Origin of the sequence: Catenuloplanes indicus, assembly GCF_030813715.1 — a bacterium.
GTDB classification, from domain to species: domain Bacteria; phylum Actinomycetota; class Actinomycetes; order Mycobacteriales; family Micromonosporaceae; genus Catenuloplanes; species Catenuloplanes indicus.
Window position 1 is genome coordinate 7,533,983 of the sequence record NZ_JAUSUZ010000001.1, and the last position, 18,168, is coordinate 7,552,150.

Consider the following 18,168-nt stretch of genomic DNA (forward strand, 5'->3'; position numbering starts at 1 on the left):
ACGCGTGAACGAATCGGTCTCCCGTCTCGTTTGCAAGGCACGGCCGGGGAGGGCACCCGGCGCCGGCGGGAGGGGTGGCGTGAGCACGCACGGGCTGAAGGCCGACACACCGCGGCGGCGGGTGCTCCCGGGGCGCAACGCGCAGCTCGCCGCGCTCGACGCCGCGCGCCGTGTCACCATCGCCGAGGGCCGGTTCGTGCTGGTCGCCGGTCCGGCCGGCAGCGGGCGGACGGCGTTGCTGGACACCGCCGCGGAGCTCTGGCGCGCTGCCGGGCTCACCGTGCTGCGGGTGCGCGGGGACGGCTTCGCCGGGCTGCTCGACGTGCTGCGCGAGCAGTACGAGCGACTGGCCGACCCGCTGCTGGCCGGTCCGCTGTCCGCGCTCGGCGAGCTGTGCGCCGAGGACGGCGCGGCGGACCGGACCGGCCGGCCGGCGGCGCTGTCCCAGCTGACCGCGGCCGCGTTCGGCCTGGCCGGCCGGCGCACGCAGACCATCGTCGTGGCCGACGACGCCGACGACGCGCCCGGTCTGGCCGCCGCGCTGGCCGCCGTGGTCCGCGGCAACTGCCTGGTGGTCGCGTCCGCCCGGACCGCCCGCGGCCGGCTCGCGGCGCTCGCCGACACCGTCGTGGACCTGCCCCCGCTCAGCGCCGACGCGGTCCGCGACATGCTGACCCGCCGGTACGGCGCACCGCCGGACGACGCCGTGCTGCCCGCGCTGACCGCCGCGCTCGGCCCGCTGGCCGGCCACCCCGCCACCGTGCTGAGCACCGCGGACGCGCTCGCCGAGACCGGCCGTCTCACCATCGTCCACGGTGATCTGTGCCTGCGCGACGCGCGGGCGCCGATCGCGCTGCCCGCGGCGCACCCGCTGGTGGCCGCGCTGCACGAGCGCGGCCCGGTCGCGGTGCGGCTGGTCACCATGGCCACGGTCACCCGGTTCGGGCTGGACGACCTGCCGGTCTTCGCGGACGCCATGCTCGGCGACCTGGACGCGTACGGCGGGACCGTGGACGCGCTGGTCCGCGACGGCGTGCTGGCCGTGGACCCGCGCGGTGGCATCGCACCGCGCTGCACCGCGCTCGGCGCCAGGCTGACCGAGGACGCCGGGCCGGACACGGTGGCCCGGCTGCACCGCGCGTACGCGGCCGCGATGTTCCGCCGGGCCGGGGCCGGCGCCGGCGCCGACCGGGCCACGCTCGCCGACCACGTCACGTCCGCGGGCACCTCGATCCCGGCCGGCCGGACGACCGCGGAGCACCTCGCCACGACCGCGGACGAGGCGGTCAACCGGGAACCGGACCGGGCCGCGGACTGGCTGCTGGCCGCACTCCGGCACGCCGAGGGCGACCGGGAGACCGGCGAGATCCTGTCCCGGCTGCTGCGCCTGCTGGTCCGTACCGGCCGGTTCGCGCTGCTCGCCGACGTGGTGCGGGAGGCGGCGCCGCACGGCCGGCTCCCGGGCCTGGCCGTCGCGGCCGCGCTCGCCGCGATCCACACCGGACGCCCGGTGCCGTCCGAGGTCGCGGCGCTACCCGGCGGGGAACTGGTGTCGCAGCTGGTGCACGGCTGGTTCACCGGCACGGCGCCGGGCCTCGCCCCGGACCTCGCCCCGGAGATCGTCGGCGCGGACGAGTTGCAGCTGGTGCTGCGGGCGATGAGTGGCGGCCTGGACGCCACGGCGCTGCCCGCGGAACGCGCCGACGCGCTGCTGCGGGCCGGTGCGGTCGGGGATCTGGTCTCGGTGCTGCGGCTGGTGCTCGGCGAACACCGGTACGGCACGCCCGTCGACGGCCCGATCGCGGCGTACCACCGGCTGCACGCCCGCAACGCGGCCGGTGACCTGACCGCCGTGGTCCACGCCGCGCGCGAGGCCGGCCACTCCGGCGGCCTGCCGCCCGCGCTCGGCCATCTCTGCCGGCTCTGGGGCGCCGAGGCGCTCGCGCTGCAGGGCCGGGCCGGCGAGGCGGTGTCCTGGTGGCAGCCGGTGCCCGACGAGGCGCCGTTCGCGGCGTTGCGCTGGTGGGTGGCGAACGGGCCGGCCGGTGAGCCGCGCACGGCGGACGAGGCGGCGGAGCGGCTCCGCGACGCGCGCGTAGCCTACCGGCGGCAGCGCGGGTCCGGCAGCGTGCTCGGCATCGCGCACCTGATCACCCGCGCGTCCGCGACGGCCGCGTGGTTCGCGCTGGACGACGAGGCCGCCGCGTGGGTAGCGACCGCGGAGGCGGACGCGACCGGCGACCTCCGCTGGATCAGCACGACCGCGCTGATGGCGGCGCGCGCGTTCGCCGGTGACCGGGACGCCGCCGACGTCGTCGCCGCGCGGGTACGGGCCGGCGGCGACCGGGCCCGGCTCGCGTCGACCACGCTCGCCATCGGCCGGGTCGCCGCCGAGCCACGCCCGTGGCTGCTGGAGGCGCAGGCCGCGGCGGAGGCGGCCGGCTCGCCGTGGCTGCGCTCCGCGGTCGCCGCGGCCATGCGCCGGCGCGGCGTGCGACGGCCCCGGGTCCGGGCGCCGCAGGCCACGTTCAGCGCCGGTGAGCGGGAGATCATCGAGCTGATCCGGCAGGGCCGCACCAACCGGCAGATCGCGGCGCAGGTACGGATGAGCGAGAAGACGATCGAGAACTACCTGACCCGGTTGTTCGCGCGCACCGGCTGCCGCTCCCGGGTGGAACTGGCCGCGGTCCGCCTGACCGCGGAGAACACCCGATGACGCACCCGGCCGGATATCCGCTGACGCTGCTCACCGGCCCGCCGGGCATCGGCCGGTCGCGTGCGCTGCGCGGGTGGCGCGACGCCGCGGCCGCCGAGGGCCGGCCGGTGCTGGAGGTGCGGCTGTCCGCCGAGGACCGGCACGAGCCCTGGTACCTGGCCGGCCGGCTGCTCGCCGCGCTCACGCCGCCCCCGTCCCGGCCGGCCGCGGGCCGGCCCCGGCCCGGAGCGGCCGAACCGCCGGCCGTCGCGCTGACCCGGGCGCTGCGTGCGCACCCCGGCCTGACCGTGCTGGTCGACGACGTCCAGTGGGCCGATCCGGAGTCGGTGACCGAGCTGCTCGGCCTGCTCCCGGACGTGGCCCGCGCCCCGGTGCGCTGGGTCGCCACGCTGCGCACCGGCCCACGACCGGCGCCCGGCCCGGCGGCCGCGTTCGCGCGGCTGTGCACGGCCGGACTGGCCCGTGCCGAGCCGCTGCGGCCGCTGACTGCGGCGGAGTCGGACGCGCTGCTGTCCCGGCTGCTCGGCGCCACGCCGAACGACGCGCTGCGCACCGTGCTGCGCCGGTTCAGCCGGGGCCGGCCGGCCGCGCTGATCGCCGCGGTCGAGGGCTACCGGGACCTGGTCCGGGTGGTGGACCGGCGGGCCTACCTGACCGACCCGACCGCGGCGCCGCGCCTGCCGGACGGCCACGGCCTGCTCCGGCCGGTCCGCGACCTGCCGCCGGGTACCCGCGCGGTGGCCCGCGCACTGTCAGTGCTGGAAGCGCTGGAGGCGGACGTACCCGCGCTGATCGCTCTGGCTCTCGATCTTCCGGTGCCGGACGTGCACGCGCACCTGGCGGCGCTGCGCGACGAGGGACTGGCCCGCGAGCACCGGCACGGCTGGCGGATCGCGACCGCGCCGCTGGCCGCGGCGCTGACCGGCGCGCTCGGCCCGTTCGAGCGGCGGCGGCTGGCCCGGATCGCGGTGGAGGCGATCCTGGGCGGCGAGGCGGTCTGCGGCCACCCCGGCTTCCTGCCGGACCAGATCACGATCGCCGGTACGCTGCTCGACCCGGAACCGGCCCGGCTGCTGCTGCGCGCGCACGCCATCGCCGCGACCGGCCGGAGCCCGGAGGCCGCGGCCCGCTGGTGGGCCGGTGCAGCCCGGCTCAGCGACGACCCCGGTGACCGGGCCGAGGCGGACCAGGCCCGCGCGGTCGCCGACCTGCTCCTCGGCCGGTACGAGGCGACCCGCGCCGCGATGCGCCGGCAGCTGGCCGACCGCGCCGCACTGTCCCCGATGGTCCGCCAGGAGGCCGAGCAGCTCGCGCTGATCGGCGCGCGGGCCGCCCGGGACACGGACGAGGTCCGGCGCACCGCCCGCGGCGAGCCCGCCTGGCCCGGCGGCCCGGAACCGTCCCCGGTCACCCGCGCGGGCGCGCTGGCGCTGCTGAACCGCTGGACCGAGGCCGCACGGGTGCTGTCCGGCGCCCCGCCGTCGCTCGCCGCCGAGAACCTGGCCGCGCAGATCGCGGCGGTCACCGGCGACCCGGTCGAGGTGCGCGGCGGCCCGGCGCGGCGCGGGCCGGACGCACCGCGGGCGTGGACCCGGCGCCACCGGACCGGCACCGCGATGACACGCTTCCGGCTCGCCGCGATCGCCGGTGACCTGGCCGGTGCGGAACGCGTGCTGGCCGACGCCGACCTGACCGTGGACGTGCTGCCGGAACCGGACCGGGCGCTGCACCGGTGGCGGGCCGGTCGGTGGGACGAGGCTCTGGACGACGCCCGGTTCAGCGTCGCCACCGACCTCACCCTGGTCTTCCACCCGGCACAGTGCACGCTGCACCGGGTCGCCGCCGAGGTGCTGCTGGCCCGCGGCTGGCCGGCCCGCGCCCGCGCGCTGCTGGAGAACGCCCGCGCGGACGCCGCCCCGCTGCCGCACCTGCTGGCACCGGCCGCCGCGGAACTGGAGTGGATCCTCGGCGATCCGGGCGCGGCCGCGCGGACCGTCCGCGACGCGCTGGCCGAGGCCGCGGCGCAGGGCGTGCTGATCGGCGTCGACGAGCTGCGGCTGGCCGCCACCGAGCTGGCGATGGCCCGCGGCGACGCGCCCGCGGCCAAGGAGGCCGCGCTCGCCGCGCCCGCGCCGGGCAGCACCGCCGGTGAGCTGCGCGCCGCCACCGCCGCGATGATCGCGCACCGGGACGCGGGCCGCGCCGACACCGTGCTGACGCTGGCCCGCCGGATCGGTCAGCCGTACGAGCTGGCCCGCACGATCGAACGGGTGGTCCGCTGGACCGGCCGGCGGCCCGAGCTGCTGGCCGAGGCCTACGACCTGCTCGGTGCGCTCGGCGCGATCCTGCACCGGTCCCGGGTCCGGCAGGCCATGCGCGACCACGGCGTCACCGTCCCCGGCCGCGCCGAGACGCTGGCCGAGAGCGAGCGGCTGCTGGCCGCGCTGGTCGCCGAGGGACTGTCCAACCGAGAGCTGGCCGCCGCCACGCAGAGCAGCGAGAAGAGCGTCGAGGGCCGGCTGTCCCGGCTGTTCACCCGCACCGGCTACCGGTCCCGGGTGGAGCTGGCCGCGGCCGTGCTCAACGGCGAGCACCGGATCGGCTGACCGTCACGGCCCCGGCGTGAGCAGGCTGGCCAGCGGCAGGTCGATGCCCTTCGCCGAGTGCTTCCACCGCTCGTTCTCCACCTGCAGCACCTGGTCGACCCGGGTCCGCTCCCAGGACCGCTTCGGCAGCAGCAGCGACACGCCCGCGGCCACCAGCTCCGGCAGCCGCGACCGCACCGAGGTCAGCCCGACCAGGCTGTTCGCACTGGCGGTCACGTCGATCGCCCGGTTCGCCGCCACCTGGACGTGCACCAGCCGGTGCCCGGACCGGACCGCCGGGCGCTTCGGGTGCAGCGGCAGGAAATCGCCCTCCGGCTTCTCCGGCAGCAGCACCCACGCGCCGCCGCCGCGATCGGACCTCGGCCAGGTCACCACGTCGTTCGGCAGCCCTTCGGTGCCGTGCCGGGCACCGGTGCAGCGCAGCACCACCGGGTTCTCCGGCAGCTCCTCGTGGTCGCCCGGCCGCCCGTCCTCGTCCACCCGGTAACCGGCCGACAGCCGCGCCTGGTCCAGCCACCCGGCCGGCAGCAGGAACGTGCCGCTCTCCGCGGCCAGATGCTTCAGATCCGCCGGTACGTCCTCCACCCGGCCCAGATCGACCGCGGCCCCGGCCTCCACCCGCAGGCAGAGCAGGTGCCTCTGCGGGTTGTCCCGGGCCAGCCGCTCCCCGTCCAGAGCCCCGAGCAGGAACAGATTCGCCGACGGTACGCCCTCCACCGCGACCCGCTGCGGCGTCCACGCACTGGTCACCCACAGGCGGATCGGCTCCGCGTTCACCTCCGGCAGGTCCGGCAGCCACCGCACCCCGTGCCGGCGGCTGCCCCGCCCGGGCACGGTCAGCGACGGGCGCGGGCTCGGTGCGGGCAGCACCCGCTCCGGTGGCGGCGGGACCGCCAGCGGCTCGGCCACCGTCACCACCGGCGAGGCCAGCGAGGCCGCCGGGTGCCGCCGCCGCGGGATCAGCCAGCCGTCGTCGTTGCGCCAGCGGCCGGTCTCCTCCGCGGTGCCCGGCTTCCCGGCGCGCAGCCAGCGCGCCGGGCGCTGCTGGTCGTCCACGGCGCGGGCCAGCCCGTCGCGCACCACCACGGTCGCGCCCGGCGGTAGCGACCAGATCTCCACGCCCAGCTCCGGCTCCAGCAGCGCCAGATGGCCGCGCAGGCCGCTCGCCCGTTCCGGCAGCACCGGCGTGACCAGCAACAGGTCCTCGCCGGTCCAGCCGGAACCCGCCAGCAGCGCCCGCAGTTCCGCGACGCCGACCGCGAGGCTGCTGCCGTCCGAGTAGCGCAGCGCCAGCCGCCCGTCGTCCAGCACGGTCAGGTCGATCAGCACGGTGCCCGGCTCCGCGGTCAGGTCCGTGTACCGCTGGCGCAGCGCGTCCTCTGGCTGTCGCCCGGTGCTGATCAGCGCCACCCCGCCGACGGCCAGCACGGCCGGCCCGCCGCGCGGCACCAGCCGGCCGTCCCGGTCGGTGGTGAACCGGCCGGTCTCCGGCGCACCCGGCGGCCGGAACGCGGCCCACCGGGACACCGCGCCGGACCGGTCGCGCGCGGCCAGGTCCCGCGAGCCGCGCAGCAGCACCGCCTCGTCGCCGGGCGCGGGCGCCCACACGGTGGCGCCGGTCGCCTCCGCCAGCGCGGCCATCTCGGCCTCCAGCGCCGTCCGGTTCGCCTCGTCCTCCGGCCAGCGCATCCACAGCCGCAGGTCGCCGCCGTACAGGTAGATCGAGGAGAGCGCGGCCGCCACGTCCCGGCCGGTGTAGCGGCCGCGCGCCGGTGGACCCGGCCGGTACGTGGAGAGCCGGAAACCGCCGTCCCGGGTCGCCAGCGCCACCGTGACCAGGTCCGGGTGCCCGACGCCGAGCCGGGCGGCCGCGGCCCGGCGGACCACGAAGTCCTCCCGGTTCGCGAACTCCAGCCCGCCCGGCAACGGCAGCGTGGCCAGCCCGGCCCGTGGCAGCACCAGGCCACCGGCCAGGTCGAACCAGCCCGGCAACGTGGTCGCCAGGCGGGCCGGCTGCACCAGCTTCCAGTCGACCACCTCGCCGCTGACCCGGTCGACCGGCACCGCCTCCGCGTGCGCGCCGTCCGGGCCGGGCAGCCGCTCCACCGTCGCACCGGCCGGCGCCACCAGGATGTCGCAGTCCAGCGCGTCCGCGACCCGGCTCAGCAGCTTCGCGCTGCGCGCGCCGTCGTCGACCAGCACCCGGAGATCCTTCCCGGGTACGGCACACTCCTGCGCGTAGTCGGTCAGCTCCTCCGCGGTGAGCGCGGTCCCGGGCGCCTCCGGCCGGGCCAGCCCGCCGTCGCCGGTCCGCACCAGGACCAGGTCGCACAGGCCGTCCACCGGGGTCGGCGGGTCCACGGCCGGGTGCTCCGGCACGGGCTCGGGCATCGGCTGTCCGCTGGCTCGCAAACCGTCCTCGCTGTCCTGGTTCTGGGAGTGTCCACCGGCTCGGTCTCCGGTCCTCATTCTGCGGCCGGGACGGCGCCGAACCGCACCGACCAGCGCGCGGCCGGAGCCGGGCCGATGATCAGGGGTACGGTCCGCTGCCGGCCCTGCGGCATCGCGCGCAACGGCGACGCCAGCGCCGGTGCGTCCGCGCCCGCGCAGACCAGCACCCGGACCTTCGCGTCCGACCGGTCGGCGGGGAGCGCGGCCACCGACTCGATCCGCCGGCACCGGCCCGGGATCGTCTCGCCCAGCACGTCGCCGATGACCAGCACGTCCGTCTCCTCGCCGAGCTGCGTCACCAGCGCCAGCCCGTGCCGCCGGGCCGCCGCCGCGTCACCGCCCAGCGTGACCGCGTCCGGTGCGACCGCCAGGTCCACCCACAGCCGCCGGCCGTCGTGCTCACCGAGCACGACCGGCGCACCGGCCGACGGCGGCGCCTGCCCGCCGTCCAGCCATCCGTAGGCGGAACCCCACCGGGCCGGGCGCGCGCCGATCAGCCGCACGTCGGCCGGAACGTCGTCCCAGACCAGCGCGGTGACCAGCGTGGCGAACGGGTTCGCCGCGGACGCGGGCAGCAGCGCCGCGCCACTGATGTCCGGCATCGCGGCCGCGAACCCACCGGACTGGCCCGGCCGGCCGGGCGACGTGACACCCACCTTCCAGAGGCCGCTGTCCGCGGGCGACGCCGGAACCGGCGCCTCCCCGGCCCGTTGCTCCGGCACCCGCGGCGGCACCAGCGCCTCCACCACCGGCGTCCCGGCTGCCACCACCGGCGTTCCGGCTGCCACCACCTGCGTTCCGGCCGCTGCCGCCGGCCGCTCGGTCGCCGCTTGCGGGGCACGGGCGGCCTCCGCGGAGGTCTCCGGCGCGGGCGTCTCCGCTGCTTCCGGTGGCTTCGGCCGATCAGCCGCTTCCGGCGCCCGCGGCGCCGCGTCGGCGGTACGTTCACCGGAAGCCGCAGCGGCGGAACCCGCGGCCGGCGTCTCGCGTGCGTCCGCCGGGTTCGACGACGACGTGATGACCCACGCCGGGTGCGACGCCGGTGGCGTGCCTCCGGCAGCCGGCTCCGACGTTCCGGCGGCACGCTCCCGCGGCGTCTCGCCGCCGGACTCGGCGAAGGTGCCGGCCCGGTCCGTCTCACCCGGGCTGACGGGCGCGCTCGGCTCGGCGAAGGCCCCGGCCTGCCTCGGCATGCCGGTTCGCCCGCCGGGGCCGGCGAAGGTGCCGGTGGTGTCCGGTTGGCGAGTCGCGGCGCCGGGGTCGGCGAACGTGCCGGTGGTGTCCGGTTGGCGAGTTCCGGCGCCGGGGTCGGCGAACGTCCCGGACTCGGCCGGCGTTCCGGGCCGGGTGCCACGGCCGGCCGGCTCGCTGGACGGCGAGGCGGGCCGTCCCGGCTGCGCGGGCGGCGCGAACGTGTCCGTCGACGGCGCCCAGCTCTGCGACGACTCCGGCGGCTGGGGCCGCTCGCCGGCCGGACGCCGGCCCGGCGTGCTGCTGTCGGCGGAGGAAACCGGCGTCCAGATCGGAGCGCCGCCGCGTGTCGTGGGTCGCCGCCCCGGCGTGTCGCCGGCCGGCCGCGTGCGCGGAGCCTCCGGTGCGTCCGCTCCGCCGCCGTCCGGCCGTCCGTCGCCACCGCGAGCGGAGGCCGCACGCGCCGGCACGCCACCGGCCGGCGTGCGCCCCGGCGCGTCACCGGCGGGCGTGCGTCCCGGCGTGCCCGCCGAGCGGGTGCTGCCGGGCGCGTCCGCGTAAGGCGTGCCTCCCGGCGAGCCGCCGGCCGGAGTGCGGCCGGGAGGGCCGTCGGCCGGCGTGCGGCTGGAAGGGCCGCCGGCCGGCAATCGCGCACGCGTCCCGGCAGGCATATCGACTGGTGTGCCGTCGGCCGAACCGGGTCCCGGCGTGCCGCTGCCCGAGGCGTCCGGCCGGCGTCCTGCCGTACCACCCGGCCCGCGTCGTCCCGTCGTGCCGCTGCCCGGACCGCCCGGCCCGCGTGTCGGCCGCCCTCCGGTCGACGCCCGTCCCGGTTCCGTATCGGCCGGCGCCGGCCACGCCGGTCCCGCCGGCTCGCCACCCGGCCGGCCGCCGGGCCTGCCCGCCGAGGCCGGTCGTTCCCGGCCTGACGCCGGCCGTTCCCGGCCCGGTGCCGGTCCGCCCGGTCGCGTCGCCTTGGTGCCGCCGCTTCGCTCGGCGGCCGCCGAGCCACCGCCCGCGCGGGCCCGGGCCGGGCGCCGGCCCATCAGCGCGACCTGCGCCCAGACCAGCAGCAGCACCGCCAGCACGATCAGCGCGATCCGCAGCGCCATGGGGGAGTACAGCAGGTCGAGGCCGTGCGGCTCGGCCGAGCCGTTTCCGTCGGCCGCCGCGGCCGGCGGTGGTTCGCTGGTGACGGCCGGTGCGGCCGTGCCCGGTGCCGGGGCGGCGGGCGTGATCGCGGGCAGCGGGCCGGTCTTGACGCCGGATCCGCTAGCGTCCTCGGGAAGCACCAGGATCCAGCCCGGTTCGAGCGAGGTCGGATCCGTCAGGCTGCGCCCGTCCGGCTGTGGCCGGCCCTCGTTCAGCGCGACGATCTCCGGGTACCGGTTGCCGTCCCCGAGCGTCTTCGCCGCGATCTGGAACAGGAACTCGCGCTGCCCGTTGATCGGCGGGCCGACCACGTAGTATTTACCGGTCTCCTCCGGCGCCCGCACGGCGGCCAGCGCGAACGCGCCGTTCGTGACGGGTGCGGCGGACGTCGCGAGCGTGCCGGCCGGCAGCGCCAGCAGGGGCACGATGCCGAGCACCGCAAGTCGACGCGTCATGCACACATAGTCCTTCTCCGGGAGTCGGCGCCGCGCTCCGGGGTTCGCCACCCAGATCGCGGACGGAATTCGTGAACCCGGGCGTTCCGTCCACCGTTCTCAGGGTGTTCTTCCAAGCCTGGAGGCGTTATGAGCGGAATTACACCGTATTTGCAGGGCGGGGGCAATGCGGCCGACGCCTGCCGCGACGCCGCGGCCGACATCGCCGCCCGCCTCGGCACACTGCGTAGCCACCTGGCCGGTCTGGACGCGGACCGGCTCCGGATGCCGCCGTCCCGGCTCGCGGACCTGCTGGCCGGGTACGACATCTACGCCCGCATGCTCGACGACGCGCTGCACGACATCGCGGTCGGCCTGCAGCGGGCGGTCCCGGCGCCGCGCCGGTCCGATGTGGAGCTCGCCGGTGGGGAGTACCGGTGACGGCCGCCGACCCCGCCGACACCGGGGAGATCATCGGCGCGCTCGCCGCGGACATCGCGCAGCGGCTGGCCGCCCTGCGCCGTGAGCTGGAGCCGACCCGGGAGCTGTGGTCCGGTGACCGGCTGGCGCTCGGACCCGCGGCGGAGTGGACGCTCGCGGCCGACGGGCTGCTCGGCCGGGACGGCGTGGTCGCGCTGGTCAGCGATGCGATGAAGATCACTTGGCCCGGGTACGCGGGCGTGGGCTGGACCGATGCCGCGGGTGACCGGGCCGCGCCGGTGCGGGACCGGTGAGACTGCGGCAGGATGTCGCTGCCGTCATGCGGCGTTCCGGGAGGGAGTGACCAGCGTTGAGTGCGTCCACATGCGACGACGGGACCGCGCGGTCCCTCGTCGGGTTCCTGGTGCTCGGCCGTCTCACCGAGGCGGAGCACGGGAGGGTGACGGCGCACCTGGAGACCTGCGCGTCCTGCCGGCTGGAGCGCGACCAGCTGGAGAAGGTCGTCGCGGTGCTCCGCATGCTGGGCGACGACGAGGCCGGCGCGCTGGTCGACGAGTTCGGCCTGGACGGCCCCGGGACCGCCGCGGACGATCAGCTCTTCGGCGCGCCCGGCGCCCCGCGGCCGTTCCTGCCGACGTCGCTGCTGCCGGTCTCCGCGATCCCGATCTCCGGCATCCCGATCTCGGGCATCCCGATCTCCGGCATTCCGATCTCCGGCATTCCGGTCTCCCCGGCGGAGCCGCCGCTGCCCCCGGTCCGCGCCGTGGCCCGCCCGCCGGCCGGATCGCAGGCACACCGCGCGGTGGCCCGCCCGCCCGCGGAGTCCCAGGCGAATCCCGCCGTGTTCCGCGCTCCCGACGAGTCCCCGGACCCGCACGGCCCGGCCGGTTCCCAGGCCACCCGCCGCCCCACCGAGTCGCAGGCCATGCGCGCGCTCACCGGCGACGCCGCACCCGGCTTCCGGCCGGATCCGGCGGCCTCCCAGCCGAACCGGGTCGGCCCGGCGGCGTCCCAGCCGAACCGGGTCGGCCCTGCGGCATCCGGGGCGAACCGGACGAACCCGGCCGCGTCGCAGCCGAACCGGCTCGACCCGGCAGCGTCCCAGGGGGCCCGCCCGGACCCCGCGACATCCCAGGCGCACCGCCTCGATCCAGCGATATCCCCGGCGAACCGGGCCAATCGTACGGACGGCGCCAATCGCGCTGACGCGCCGAACCGGTCCAAAGGTGCCGATCGGGCCAACCCGGCCGACTCCCAGGCGAGCCGTCTGGAGGCGGCCGTTCGCCCGGCGACCGGCGAGCTGCGCCCGGTCGCCCGGATCGGCCCGGTCCCCGCCATCGACCGCGCTCAGCTGCGGCTCGGCGAGGGCTACCTGCCGCCGCGCCCGGCCACCGGCCCGCTGGCCCGCGGCCCGCACTCGCACCGCCGCCAGCGCTCCCGCCGCCGTACCCGGGTGCTCGTGGTGGCCGGTGTGCTGGTCGCCGCGGTCGGCACGTCGCTGCTGATCAGGCCGTTGCTGACGGAGGACGCGCCGCCGGTGGTCGCGGTCGCCTCGATCGACGACGACGTCAGCGGCGTGGCCGTCTCCGCCGTGCTCTACGAGGAGGACGGCCGGGTGAGCGTGCGGCTCACCGCGGACGGGCTGACCCCCGGCACCGCCTACGAGCTGTACGCGGTCCAGGACGACGGCACCGACCTGCTGCTCGGCGGTCTTACCGGCGACCCGGACGGCGGTACGTTCACCGGCGACCTCCCGCTTCCGGTCGACCAGCTCTGGTACTTCAGCGTGCGGGAGGTGGACGGTGCGCTCACCGTCTCTGCGAACGTCGTCGAGGGCTCGCCCGCGCCCGGCGAGCCGGATGCGGATGCGCCATGACCAGCGAGTCCCGGTCGTACCCACAGGTCATCGCAGTCAGTGAGGTCATGATTCCGATGGGGAGCACCGCCCACCGGCAAGATTCATCGGGAAAACCCCCACGAACGATGAACTCCGGTGACGACCCGTCCGTTATCAGTCCCATGGATCCGGCCACGGGCAGCGCGCCACCGAGCGAGGTGTCGTCACTGCCGACTCACGACGAGGCACTACGGCTCGCCTACGAGACCCACGGCCCCATCCTGTTGAACTACCTGTTGCGTCTGACCAGCGGAAACCGCGGCATGGCCGAGGACATCCTGCAGGAGACGCTGATGCGGGCGTGGAACCATCCGGAGGCGCGCACCGCCGACGGGCAGTGGAGCCGCGGCTGGCTGTTCACGGTGGCGCGGCGGATCGCGATCGACCACATCCGGGCCGCGCAGGGCCGGCCGGTGGAGCAGCTCGACGAGCGCCTCGAGGAGCGGCACGCCGGGGCCGACGAGATCGACCGGCTGATCAACACCCGGGAGATCCGGGACGCGGTGGCCCGGCTTCCAGTGCGGCTGCGCAGCGCGCTCATCGAGATCTACTTCCAGGAGCGCTCGGTGGCCGAGGCCGCGCAGAACCTCGCGGTGCCGGAGGGCACGGTCAAGTCGCGCACGTTCTATGCGTTACGCGCGCTGCACGAGGACCTGACCACACGCGGCTTCACACTCTGAGCACGACCAGCACGACCGAGTACGACGAGCCCGGCCGAGCGCCGAAAATCTTGAGCGGTCCGTGAACCGTGCCGTGGCCCGGCTCGTTCACAGGGCACCTTTGGCGGAGAGGGAACTTCTACCGTGGTATTGAAATCGGTGACGGAGCGGGTGGCCGCGCTGCCGTCGATCGGTGTACGGGCGTGGCGCTCCCTGCGCACCACGCGGCAGCGGGTCGAGGCGGGCGTCGCGTTCACCGCGGCCGTGGCCTGCGTGGTCGCGGCCGGCCTCCAGGTCGGCCCGGCGCTGGCCGAGCCGAAGATCGAGGGGGCGCAGGTCCCCGCCGAGGTGTTACCGGCGATCGTGGTCGGCGCGACGTCCTGCCCCGACCTGACCGGCCCCCGCCTCGCCGCGCAGCTGATGACCGCGTCCGAGTTCCAGACGGCGGCGACGTCCGGCGCCGGCCGGGGCCTGGCCGGCCTGGACGACGAGGAGTGGAAGAAGTGGGCGCCCTGGTCCGACGCCCAGCGGGCGGACATCCTGGCCAACGTGCTGGCGCTGGCGCACCGCACCTGTGAGAGCGTCGGCCAGGCCCGGACCGCCGGGGTGGGCGGGGACCTCTGGGAGGCCGCCGTCGCCGCCGAGGAGAGCGGCCTCGCGGCCGTGGTCGCCGCGAAGAAGGTGCCGGACGCCGCGCGTGAGCACGTGGACACCGTGATCGGCTACGCCAACTGGTACGCGGACCAGCCGCAGTTCACCGGCGAGGCGGCCGAGCCGGAGCCGTCCGGTGCCCCGGGGGTCACCGGCGAGACCATCCCGGACGAGTACGTCGACCTGGTGACGGCGGCCGGCCGGATCTGCCCGGCCGCGACCGCGCCGCGCATCGCCGCGCAGCTGATGGCGCTCTCCGCGTTCAACCCGAACCTGCGCGGCCACAACGGCGGCATGGGCATCGCCCAGTTCACCGAGCAGATGTGGCGGCTGTACCGCCCGTCGCCGAACGCCTCGGTCTGGGACCCGGAGGCCGCGATCCCGGCGATGGCCAGCGCGGTCTGCTCACTGCGCAACCAGCTCTCCGGCCTGCAGCTGGAGGATGACGGCAAGGCCGCCGACCCGGGCGTGCTGGCGCTCGCGGCGTACCAGTGGGGGATGACCGCGGTCCGCGCCGAGGGCGGCGTGCCGCGCAACGCGCGCGTCGCGCAGCTGCCGGACATGGTCGACTCCCTGGCCCCGGTGTACGAGAAGGACGACCGGCTGTCCCCGGCCACGCCGTCACCGTCGCCCAGCGTCGCGCCGACCACCGCGAGCCCGAGCCCGAGCCCGAGCGCGTCCGCCTCCGCGTCGCCGAACCCGGCCGGGCCGGCCTCGCCGTCGCCGGCGCCGTCCGCACCGGCGTCGTCCCCGGCCGCGCCGGCCTGGGACCCGAACGTGTCCTGGACCATCAAGAACGTGTTCAGCGGCAAGCTGATCGACGTGCCCGGCCACCAGGAGAGCACGGCCGGCGGCACCACCATGCACCTCTGGGACCTCAGCGCCAAGGGCGACGCGGACCAGTACTGGCACATCGTTGCCGCGCGGGAGCCGGGCTGGTACTTCATCAAGAACGCGTGGAACAACAAGGTGCTCGGCATCCGGGACGGCGGCACCGGGAACGGCGCCGAGCTGGTGCAGCAGGACGAGGCCGCCACGGACACCACGCAGCACTGGAAGCTGGCCGCGCTGGGCGACGGCCGATACAACATCATCAACCGGAAGAGCGGCAAGGCGCTCGACCTGAACGGTGACGACTGCTGCGGCGGCAACGGCACGCCCATCCAGCAGTGGGACCTGCAGGACTACGCGGTCGACCAGAGATGGACACTCTCCAAGTGACTACGCCCCGACCGATGGGCAGGATCGCGGCGGTGCTCGCCGCGATCCTGCTGGCCATCGCCATCCCCGCCGTTCCGGCCGCGGCCGCGGCCGACGAGTACGTGCTGTACTACACGGTCGCCGCGTCCAGCCAGGGCCAGCCGGAGAACCTGGCCGGCATCGCGTCCCGGTTCCTCGGTGACGCCGGTCGCGCGACCGAGGTCTTCAACCTCAACACCGGCCGGCGGCAGCCCGACGGCGGCGCGCTCAGCGACCCGAACAAGCTGACCACCGGCTGGTACCTGGTGCTGCCGTGGGACGCGGTCGGCCCCGGCGTGCAGTACGGCGTGCTGCCGACCACCGCGCCCGCGCCCGGCACGACCGCGCCCGCACCCGCACCCGCGCCGGGCGGCACCGGTGCCCCGGCGAACCCCGACCCGGCGAACCCGCCGGCGTCCCCGGGCGCGGTGGCCCCGTCCGGCACGTCCGCGTCGCCGAAGCCCGCGGGCAGCCCCCGGCCGCCGGAGTCCGGCAAGTGCGTCACGGCGACCGCGGCCAGCTCCCCGTCGAACTGGGCGATGATCCGGGTCGCGTCCGAGCCGGCGTGGCCGTACACCAAGGGCACCGGAGTCTCCGTGGCGGTCATCGACTCCGGTGTGGACGGTCAGGCGCCGCAGCTGCTCAGCCGGGTGCAGCCGGGCGTCAACGTGGTCACCGGCGAGAACCGCGGTGACGTGGACTGTCTCGGCACCGGCACCGCGATGGCCGGCCTGATCGCCGCACAGCCGGCCCAGAACGACCCGTTCACCGGCGTGGCGCCGGACTCGATCGTGCTCCCGATCCGGGTGGTGACGGACGGCGCGACCGCGGACCCGGCCGCACAGGCCGCGGCCATCGACGTCGCGCTCCAGCTGCAGCCCAGCGTGCTCGCTCTCGGCTCCTACGTGGACATCACCGCGGACCCGGTGGTGCAGAGCGTGCAGAAGGCGCTGGAACTGGGCATCCCGGTGGTGGCCGCGGCGCCGACCACGTCCGGTGGTGTCACGCCGCCGGAGGACGTGATCCTGGTCGGTGGCGTGGGCATGGACGGCAACCTCGCGGCGGAGTACGCGGCCGGGACCGTCGAGGTGGTCGCACCCGGTGTGAACGTCGCCAGCCTCGGCATCAACGGCACCACGTTCGTCGGCACCGGCACCCAGTACGCGGTGGCGATGACCGCGGGCACGGTCGCGCTGATCCGTGGCTACAACGCGAACCTGAACCCGAAGCAGGTCGCGCACCGGTTGCTGGCCACCGCCGAGCAGCTGGGCGACGGCAAGCCCGACTCCCGATACGGCCACGGCATGATCAACCCGGAGGCCGCGGTCACCCGTGAGCTGCCCGAGGAGGCCATGCTGGTCTCGTCGGACAACCGGGACGCGAACCCGGTCGCCGGCAGCGAGGAGATCCGGATCGCGTTCTTGCTCACCGTGCTGGCCGGTCTGGTGCTCACCGCGCTGCTGGTGCTGCGCTTCCGGCGCACCATGCGGGCGGCGGCCCAGGGCGACCCGGACGACGACTGGACCGCCGGTGACCTGGCGACGGACAAGGCCAAGCCCACCGAGCCCAGCTCGGCCGGATCGCACTGAACGGCGGTCGGCTACGTGACGGCAGACATGGGTCCGAACGTGCGCGAGCGCGTGCCTGACATGCTCATCAGCACGTGCGAGTGCGCAACTGCAGAGGACTTGATGCCCCGTGGCTGACGACGTCTGTGCCGAGCCCCGGCTCCGCGCCGCGCTCGGCCTCTATCTGACCGGTGCGCTCCCCGAGGAGGAGCTCAGCGCGGTCGAGTCGCACCTCGGCACCTGCGCGGTGTGCCTGGCGGACGCGGAACGGCTCGGAGAGGCGGCGGCGATGCTCGCGCTGCTCTCCGAGACGGACCGCCGTGAGCTGGTGGCCGAGTTCGGCACGCTCTCCGGCGAGCCCGCCGGGAACCACGACCACCACGCGCCGGTACGGGTGGTCAGCCCGGCCCCGGCCGCTCCGGTGCGCCCGGCGGCGGCCCGCCCGCCCGCGCGACCCGGTGGTGACACCGGCCCGGCGCGGTGGCGGTCGCGCCGGTCGCGGCTGCTGCTGGCCGGTGTCGGCCTGGCCGTGGTCGCGCTGCTCTCCGCCGGCGTCGCGCTCGGCACGTCGATGATCGGCAACCTGGGCCGGCCGGACCCGGTGACGCTGGTGACGAACGCGCAGGGCGGCGACGTCACGCTCTCCGTCACGGTGCTGGATTCCGGCGACGCCGTCACGCTGGAGGCACTGGTCAGCGGCCTCCCGCGCGGCGGGGTCCACCGGCTCTACGTCCGCGACGTGGACGGCGCTGCCCACCTGCTGACCGAGATGACCGGCACCGGCGGCCCGATCCAGGTCAACGCGCCCTGCCCGGTCCCGATCGACCGACTCGCCGAGTTCACCGTCACCGCCGCCGACGGCTCGCTGACCGTGCAGGCGGTCGTGGACCGTGGCACCACGGGCTCCGGTACGCCGGACTGACGTGGGCGGCGACCGCCGGGGCCGGGCTCGATGGTTTTCTCTGCCCCTGCCTTCGCCGCGCCCCGTGAAGCGCGTAAGGTCGTCGAGCGGACGGCGGGCGGGAGCCGTGCCTGCGGCCATGGCTGGTGCGAGAGGTCAGCCGAAGCGTACATTTCTCTCGGCCTTCAGGGACAAGTCGGAAACATGGCTTTCCTACGATTCCCTGGTTGGTTTGCATGTTGCCTCGGACCGACGAAGTGGT

General features: G+C 76.4%; 11 protein-coding genes. 9 read left to right on the forward strand and 2 right to left on the reverse strand.

Features of this window, described 5'->3' with window-relative positions; all coding sequences use genetic code 11:
• The first annotated feature begins 79 nt into the window (after positions 1–79).
• Both J2S42_RS33605 and J2S42_RS33610 read left to right on the forward strand, forming a co-directional pair.
• On the forward strand, positions 80–2,716 hold the full coding sequence (locus tag J2S42_RS33605; RefSeq protein ID WP_307245734.1) for a helix-turn-helix transcriptional regulator: 2,637 nt from the start codon (positions 80–82) through the stop codon (positions 2,714–2,716).
• Positions 2,713–5,322 (forward strand): helix-turn-helix transcriptional regulator, encoded by a 2,610-nt coding sequence (locus J2S42_RS33610; RefSeq protein WP_307245736.1) that lies wholly within the window; start codon positions 2,713–2,715, stop codon positions 5,320–5,322. The genes J2S42_RS33605 and J2S42_RS33610 overlap by 4 nt, the downstream gene beginning before the upstream one ends.
• Positions 5,323–5,325: 3 nt before the next feature.
• Here J2S42_RS33610 and J2S42_RS33615 read toward each other — a convergent pair whose 3' ends face one another.
• On the reverse strand, positions 5,326–7,713 hold the full coding sequence (locus tag J2S42_RS33615; protein WP_307245737.1) for a hypothetical protein: 2,388 nt from the start codon (positions 7,711–7,713) through the stop codon (positions 5,326–5,328).
• A 74-nt stretch (positions 7,714–7,787) separates the two neighbouring features.
• On the reverse strand, positions 7,788–10,571 hold the full coding sequence (locus J2S42_RS33620; RefSeq protein WP_307245740.1) for a LysM peptidoglycan-binding domain-containing protein: 2,784 nt from the start codon (positions 10,569–10,571) through the stop codon (positions 7,788–7,790).
• Between the two features lie 129 nt (positions 10,572–10,700).
• On the opposite strand from J2S42_RS33620, the gene J2S42_RS33625 reads away from it, so the two are divergent.
• The 7 genes from J2S42_RS33625 to J2S42_RS33655 all read left to right on the forward strand — a co-directional run bounded on the left by J2S42_RS33625 (position 10,701) and on the right by J2S42_RS33655 (position 17,927).
• The gene (locus tag J2S42_RS33625; protein ID WP_307245742.1) at positions 10,701–10,991 is read left to right on the forward strand and encodes a hypothetical protein; all 291 of its coding nucleotides are present in this window, start codon (positions 10,701–10,703) and stop codon (positions 10,989–10,991) included.
• The gene (locus tag J2S42_RS33630) at positions 10,988–11,284 is read left to right on the forward strand and encodes a hypothetical protein (RefSeq protein WP_307245744.1); all 297 of its coding nucleotides are present in this window, start codon (positions 10,988–10,990) and stop codon (positions 11,282–11,284) included. The genes J2S42_RS33625 and J2S42_RS33630 overlap by 4 nt, the downstream gene beginning before the upstream one ends.
• 56 nt (positions 11,285–11,340) lie before the next feature.
• Positions 11,341–12,867, forward strand: coding sequence for a zf-HC2 domain-containing protein (locus J2S42_RS33635; protein WP_307245746.1), 1,527 nt, complete (start codon positions 11,341–11,343; stop codon positions 12,865–12,867).
• Positions 12,868–13,010: 143 nt separating this feature from the next.
• Positions 13,011–13,568, forward strand: a complete 558-nt coding sequence (locus tag J2S42_RS33640; RefSeq protein ID WP_307245749.1) for a sigma-70 family RNA polymerase sigma factor — start codon at positions 13,011–13,013, stop codon at positions 13,566–13,568.
• Between the two features lie 138 nt (positions 13,569–13,706).
• Positions 13,707–15,419 carry an RICIN domain-containing protein gene (locus J2S42_RS33645; RefSeq protein WP_307245751.1) on the forward strand — a complete coding sequence of 571 codons (1,713 nt, stop codon included), beginning with the start codon at positions 13,707–13,709 and terminating at the stop codon, positions 15,417–15,419.
• A 14-nt stretch (positions 15,420–15,433) separates the two neighbouring features.
• Positions 15,434–17,026, forward strand: a complete 1,593-nt coding sequence (locus J2S42_RS33650) for a S8 family serine peptidase (protein ID WP_307245753.1) — start codon at positions 15,434–15,436, stop codon at positions 17,024–17,026.
• 109 nt (positions 17,027–17,135) lie between these two features.
• Entirely contained in the window at positions 17,136–17,927 is a 792-nt protein-coding gene (locus J2S42_RS33655) for a zf-HC2 domain-containing protein (RefSeq protein ID WP_307245755.1), read from the forward strand.
• Positions 17,928–18,168: the final 241 nt, after the last annotated feature.